Here is a 3,665-nt window from a genome sequence, read left to right on the forward strand (position 1 = left end):
ATCAGTGAAAGTTGTAATAACATTGGTTTCAAAATTAAGACGGTGATCAAATCCATGCAGACCGATTTGGATGTCACTATAAAAACTTGGATCGGGATGCTGAATTTGCATACCAATAGGATAGCGAAGTTTTGTAGCCCCATCATCAGTTATTATATTTTGACCGAGCAGATAACGAACTCCAGTGTAATATCCGGTTTCAACAGAAGCGGAATAATCAAATGTTTGACCACTCCCAATCAGCGGGAACAACAGTACGATAATAAAAATTAAATGTTTCATGGCTTTGAATTTAAACATTTGCAAAACACAAAACACCTAAATACAATATTTATTATTTTTGTAGAAAATAAAAATTTAAGTATATGGATTATAAAAGTAGAAGAGACGAGCTTGCCAGTCAATTAGAACAGGCACAAAAACAGTATGAGCAACTTGGCAATAGTATCGAACAGATTAAGGGAGCTATTGCCATCCTTGATGAACAATTGAGAGAAGAACAGTCTCAAAAGAAAGAAGAATCAAAAGAGAAGTCTAAGAAAAATGGCTAAGAATCTTGTTGACGAAATATTGCCCATTGGCGGCCTTGACAGGGACAGCGATCAGAAATACATTAAGAAAGGAGACTATCGCAATCTTGTTAATGGTATAAAGGTTGGTGATGCTAATTATGGCGTTCTAAAACCCATCAAGGGTACAGAATCTATTGATCTTAGTAACGGGACAAACATTGGTTCTTACTCACAAATTAAGATTGCTGGGTCGGTGTATGATCAGGCCAATAATGGGATTGTTTTATTTGTGCAAACCTATGATGGTAGTTGGCATAAAAGTATTGTAAGATATAAAGAGGATGGTACAAAAGAGGGGTTGGTGGTGGACAATGCCAACCTCAACTTTGACACTAAAATAGAAGAGGCTAAAATATTTGGTGATTTGTTGGTTTGGCAGGAAAGGGGGCGACCTGCCCAGATTATTAATATGGCAGATGCAAAGGCAGGAACGGTTACGTATAACAGTGAAGAAAAACTTTCTCTTATAAAGAAGCCTCCTTTGTATGAAATTGATTTTGCCTATGGCACTGATTATAATTTCGGTGGTTCTCATGTATTTGACAAAATGTTTCAATTTCGTCAAAAGTATATATATAGAGACAGCCTTCCTTCAGTATATGGTATTACAAGTAAAATAGCTTATTCTAATGACATTTTCCTCTTTAAAGACAGTGCAGTACAGAAAGACGATACGGATAACTTCATTGATATAAAATTCAATTCAGGTGATAGTACAGTAGACAAAATTGCAATTGCTGTTCGGGAGGGTAATATAGGAAATTGGTTTCAGGTTGTTTCTATTGACAAGGATAATCCTGAGAATGTTATTGATCCCGCTACCATAACTCCCGGCACTGATGTTAGTGATGGAAGCAGTGTTACTTATGAGACTTCTTTAAGTGACAACACGGAATATTATTATAGATTTTATAATACAGGTGGTTATGTTTCTGTTGCCAATGAAGAGATTTCTAAACCCTATGAATTTATACCACTCAACTCTGATTCCATAACCAATTATATGAATAGAGTGGTTTTTGGTCAGAATGAGGTGGATTATTCGGATGTGGATATAAGTGGAGTAGATTTTTCTCCTAATTACCAAGCCCTTCCTTCACCAACTACACAATCCATAAATTCAACACAAAACTCTGCTGCGGCAAGTAATGTTGATAGCACAACGTGGACAATTAGTTCTACATTGGGTTTTGATTTGAGCGTGCTTCCACAGATTTTGTATAAGGGTAGTGTGATTAGATTGAGGGCCTACAACTTAGTTGAGTGGGATGTTTATGATGATACAGGCACTTTTGCTTATTCAGATTCACAAGAGTTTCCTTTGTCTACGGAGGTTGACGAGAGTGGTGAATTTGAAGTTACACTTAACCAAACTGTATCAAGAGATTATTTTGGCAATAATATATTGAGCTTTATAACAGATATAAATAGTTCGACAAACTATGACAGTTTTAATTATAACGACAATTCCAGTAATGCTTATTATGGATTATTAAGAATATTTTATAAGAAAGATATAACTGTGTCGTCTGGTTATTCTGTTCAGAATGTTACATACACTAACTATGAGAATACAGTTAATGCTGACCTTATAGAAGCCAACCTTTATTCAACTCTAAAAAGGGGACGATATTACAAGGGAGCCGTTCAGTATATAGACAGATATGGACGGGCAGGAGAGCCTAATGTATCAAGCGACTGTGAGTTTTTTATTGAAGACACCACCGGCACTTCTAATGATGGGGTTGTGAAAGTTGATGTGTCTGGTCTTGATAACGTGTCTATACCTGATTGGGCGTATTATTATAGATTTTTAATTTCATATCAACCACAACATTTTGTGCAAGTTCCTGTGTTGTATGCAGACAGGTATAGGGATGACAGTGGAGAAGAAGATGGCAATGTGGCTCTCCTGATTGGCTTTACTGTTGACACACTTAACGATTCTATCAATCAACAAATAGAAGAATATGAGAATCAAGTAGAAACTCTTGAACAGCAAAAAGATGAACTTGGCTCTGATTCTGATAAAGGCATACCAGGACTTCAATTTAAGCAATTCTGGCAATACCAAATAGAAGGCAAGGGAGAAAAAGAAGAACGTAGGAGGCAACAATACAATGAAAAAATCAAAGAACTTGAAAGAAAAATAGAACTTAAAAAACAAGAGCTTGGTAATTCAGAGAAAAAAGCACTTGCCAATCTTAAACAATATGTTATAAATGATAGTGATAGAATCAGGATTATTCACAGTAATGTAGGGTCTTCTACTAACACACTAAACCAAGTTATTGACCTTCCAATACTGGATGTAGTGGATGCCAACTATGAGTTAGAAAGCGAACAATATGTAGAAAAAGCAGGTTTGTGGCTAAAAACAATAGCTCCCAATGAGGACAACTTCGATATGTTAGAGTTGGATAAAACAGGAGGAGGTCAGTGGCAAAATTGTCTCATTGAAATATATAGGCCCTCTTATACTAATTCTACGAATAGATTTTATGCCATCGGAGATATTTATAATGTATCTAATCCCGGAACTGGAACACAATCCCATCAGAGTATAAGCCATACGATAACGCCTGTCAATTCCTATCTTAAATTTCAAACCATGTATCAGGGTAGCTCTTCCGATGAGAAAGGCAGTGAAATTAGTATGTGGATTGAGGACTCTCATGTCACTCATGCTTTTAGAAGTGATTATTATAATTTAGGCAGAGCCTTTATAAAAACAGATATAGAAAAAGGCATAGAACATGAAAGTCTTGTCTATACTAATCCTTATTTTGAAGGGACGCAAATAAACGGTCTTTCACAGGCTGATTATAATAACGTAGTTTATCTTCCCAGCGAAAATGGTAAAATATATAGTTTGAGAAATCAAGGTGGTATTTTAAAGGCCATACAGGCCCATAAAATAACAAGTTTTTATAATTCACAGAACCAGATATTGGGCAACCGGCAGGAACTTAAATCCAATATGGGCTCGGTTCATCCCAAAAGCATAGTGCAATCACCCCGGGGATATATTTACGGGTTTGACCTGTATAATTCAACCCCGTGGAGAGACACCGGCAATGGAGTTCATCAAAT

At 36.2% G+C, this 3,665-nt stretch carries 3 protein-coding genes; 2 read left to right on the forward strand and 1 reads right to left on the reverse strand.

The genetic code is table 11. The features are described from left to right. Positions 1–306, reverse strand: a 306-nt coding sequence (locus QZ276_RS02970; RefSeq protein WP_292485146.1) for a hypothetical protein, incomplete at its 3' end; no start/stop codon positions are given. A 59-nt stretch (positions 307–365) separates the two neighbouring features. On the opposite strand from QZ276_RS02970, the gene QZ276_RS02975 reads away from it, so the two are divergent. Continuing rightward, a complete protein-coding gene (locus QZ276_RS02975; RefSeq protein ID WP_292485148.1) occupies positions 366–551 on the forward strand; it encodes a hypothetical protein in 186 nt (61 codons plus the stop codon). Beyond that, positions 544–3,665, forward strand: a 3,122-nt coding sequence (locus tag QZ276_RS02980; protein WP_292485150.1) for a DUF4200 domain-containing protein, incomplete at its 3' end; no start/stop codon positions are given. The genes QZ276_RS02975 and QZ276_RS02980, both read left to right, overlap by 8 nt.

The sequence above is a fragment of the Methanohalobium sp. genome, from assembly GCF_018609725.1.
GTDB lineage: Archaea > Halobacteriota > Methanosarcinia > Methanosarcinales > Methanosarcinaceae > Methanohalobium.